3 protein-coding genes are annotated in these 2,727 nt (G+C 57.8%); all 3 read left to right on the top strand.

The features are described from left to right. The coding region (locus tag I5W_RS13905) for a MotA/TolQ/ExbB proton channel family protein (protein WP_044529670.1) at positions 1-375 on the top strand (375 nt) is incomplete at its 5' end. Positions 376-384: 9 nt separating this feature from the next. After that, complete coding sequence (locus tag I5W_RS13900) at positions 385-804, top strand: ExbD/TolR family protein (RefSeq protein WP_044529669.1); 420 nt, start codon at positions 385-387, stop codon at positions 802-804. Then, a complete protein-coding gene (locus I5W_RS13895; protein WP_044529668.1) occupies positions 801-2,585 on the top strand; it encodes an ABC transporter ATP-binding protein/permease in 1,785 nt (594 codons plus the stop codon). Before I5W_RS13900 ends, I5W_RS13895 begins: the two co-directional genes overlap by 4 nt. Positions 2,586-2,727: the final 142 nt, after the last annotated feature.

The raw sequence follows: 2,727 nt of genomic DNA, 5'->3' as shown, positions 1-2,727 counted from the left end.
CGCCCTGCAGGCGGCTTGGCCGTGCTTGCATCAATCGCCAGCACCGCTCCGTTCATCGGCCTGTTCGGCACCGTCTGGGGCATTTATCACGCGCTCATTGCCATTGGCGCGTCGGGTCAGGCAAGTCTGGACCACGTGGCAGGCCCGGTGGGAGAGTCGCTGGTGATGACAGCGATTGGTCTGTTCGTGGCGATTCCTGCAGTACTGGGTTACAACTACGTGGCACGCGGCAATCGTGGCGTAGCGCAGAAGCTGATGCGTTTTTCGCACCAGTTGCAGGTGTATTACGTGACCGGCAACAAGATCAAGGAAGCACAGGCGGCCAAAGGTGTAGCTTATCCAGCACGTACACCGATCACCTCTACCGGTGCTTGAGGAGCCGCCATGTCAATGATGAACGATGCGGGTGGAGACGGGCTGGCTACCGAGATCAACATGACGCCGCTGATCGACGTCATGCTGGTGCTGCTGATCATTTTTATCGTGACCCTGCCGGCGATCAACCAGGCCGTCAAGGTGACACTGCCGAAGGCCACGGCGCAGCGCATCGACGCTGCGACCAAGGACATTGATATCTCGATCCAGGCAGATGGCACGACCCTGTGGAACCGGGTGCCGCTGAATGCCGATGAATTGCGGGCGCACGTTCTACAAGCCGCAGCCGGGGCAAAGCTGCCAACGGTCAACATCTATGCCGACGAGCAGGTGCCATATGGCAGCGTTGCCAAGGTGTTGGCGAGTGTGCAGTCTGGTGGCTTGACGCAGATTAACTTTGTCACGGATCCGATGAAAGCTCCGCAATGAAGGAAGATGCATTGCACGACCTCATCTATGCCGAGGTGGAAGGTCGCCAGCGTGCGCATTTCAGGACATCCACCTGGTGGTTGTTCAAGAGTTACTGGACCTCAAGCGACGCGCTGGTGTCGGCCTTGCTCGCAGTCTTCGTCATTGGCACCGGCTTTGTTGGCGTCTATTTCTCGCTGCGCATCAATCAATGGACCGGCAAGTTCTACGACGCTATCGGCGCCGGGCGCTTTAGCACCATTCCGTCTCTGCTGATGCTGTTTCTGCTGATCATCATGGTCGCGGCCACGGTGACGATATCGGCCGCGGTCGCCAGCGATGTACTCAAACTGAGGTGGCGCACCTGGCTGACCAATACGCTGATCGACAAGTGGACCCGCAGCGGGGCCTATTTCCGCATCGAGCGCGACAAGCTGCTCGACAATGCCGACCAGCGCATCTCGGAAGACGTCAAGCTGTTCGTCGATTACACGGTGACCATCATATCGAACCTGACCCACATACCGGTAAGCGCGGTCACGTTCAGCATCGTGCTATGGGAACTCAGCGGCAGTTATGTCCTTAAGTTGAGCAACTTTGTGATCACGATTCCGGGCTATATGCTCATTGCGGTCTATCTGTATTCTGTAATCACGCTGCTGCTGACCCATCTGCTGGGCAGATCCCTGATTCCGATCAACATTCGGCAGCAAAAGGTGGAAGCTGATTTCCGCACATTGATGGTACAGATCCGGGAAGGGGCGGAGCAGATCGCGTTCTACGATGGAGCCGCAGTAGAAGCATCCCGGCTGCGCGCTACCTTCTCCAGCATTCGGGCCAATACCTGGAGGATCATCCGCGTTTCGTCGCAGGTCATGTTCGGCGTGCAGGTGCCAGGTCAGATCGGTTCGATCCTGCCGGTACTGCTGGTGTTGCCGCAATTAATGGCGGGGACCATGACGCTGGGGGCGTTGATGCGGGTACGCGCCGCGTTCGGTTCGGTCGAAGGCACGCTGTCGTATTTTCCGCAAGCGTATCAATCTTTTGCTACTTGGCGTGCGGTGGTGCGTCGCTTGTTGGCATTGCTTGATGCGATGGAGGCGCAGGCGTCGGCCTTTGAATTAAATGTGGTGGAGCGAACCGAACACACGAGCATTGAAGTCGGAGCGCTGACGTTGACCGATCCGCAGGGAAAGGAACTGTCCTATATTCCGCCATTCGTCGTCAAGCCTGGTGCGCGCTGCCTGATACGTGGCCGCTCGGGGGCAGGAAAAAGCACGCTGCTGCGCACGCTGGCGGGAATCTGGCCGTTTGGCATTGGCACCATCGCCGTGCCTGCGCGCACCAGCATGATGTTCGTGCCACAGAAGAGCTATGTTCCTGTCGGTACCTTGCGCCAGGCATTGGCCTATCCGAGGGACAAGAGCGAGGTTGACGATGCGATGGCGCAAGACATCCTGACGATGGTTGGTTTGGAGCAGTTCCTGCCCCTGCTCGACCAGCCTGATCGCTGGGGACTTCGTCTGTCGGGCGGCGAGCAGCAACGGCTGGCATTCGCCCGCATCATCATCGCCCGCCCTGATTACATCTTCGTTGACGAAGCCACCAGCGCGCTCGATCTGGAATGGGAGCATCGCATGTACTCGCTACTCATCGAGCGTCTGCCGGGCAGTACGCTGATCAGCGTGGCGCATCGCAAGGAAGTGGCCGTATTCCACGACCAGTTCGTCGATTTGACATCGGATGCCATTCCGACTTCTGCGCAAAACTCGGCATCGAATCAAGCCAAGAGCAAGGAATGAAGAGTCCCGAGTCACTCGGGAGCCAGGGCATGGTTTACAGATCCACGCAGATCAACTGAAGAAAATGCGCAAAAACAAAAATGCCCTGTTCTTACGAACAGGGCATTTTATTTGGCGGAGCGGACGGGGCTCTCCTACACAA

This window comes from Herbaspirillum sp. B65, assembly GCF_000333555.1.
Lineage (GTDB): Bacteria > Pseudomonadota > Gammaproteobacteria > Burkholderiales > Burkholderiaceae_D > Herbaspirillum > Herbaspirillum rubrisubalbicans.
Note: the sequence above shows the minus strand (reverse complement) of the source record. Positions and strands in the feature narration are given on the sequence as shown.

Bases quoted from the DNA above. Each gene is read 5' to 3' on its own strand.
- I5W_RS13900 (WP_044529669.1), top strand. From the start codon at position 385: ATGTCAATGATGAACGATGCGGGTGGAGACGGGCTGGCTACCGAGATC.
- I5W_RS13895 (WP_044529668.1), top strand. From the start codon at position 801: ATGAAGGAAGATGCATTGCACGACCTCATCTATGCCGAGGTGGAAGGT.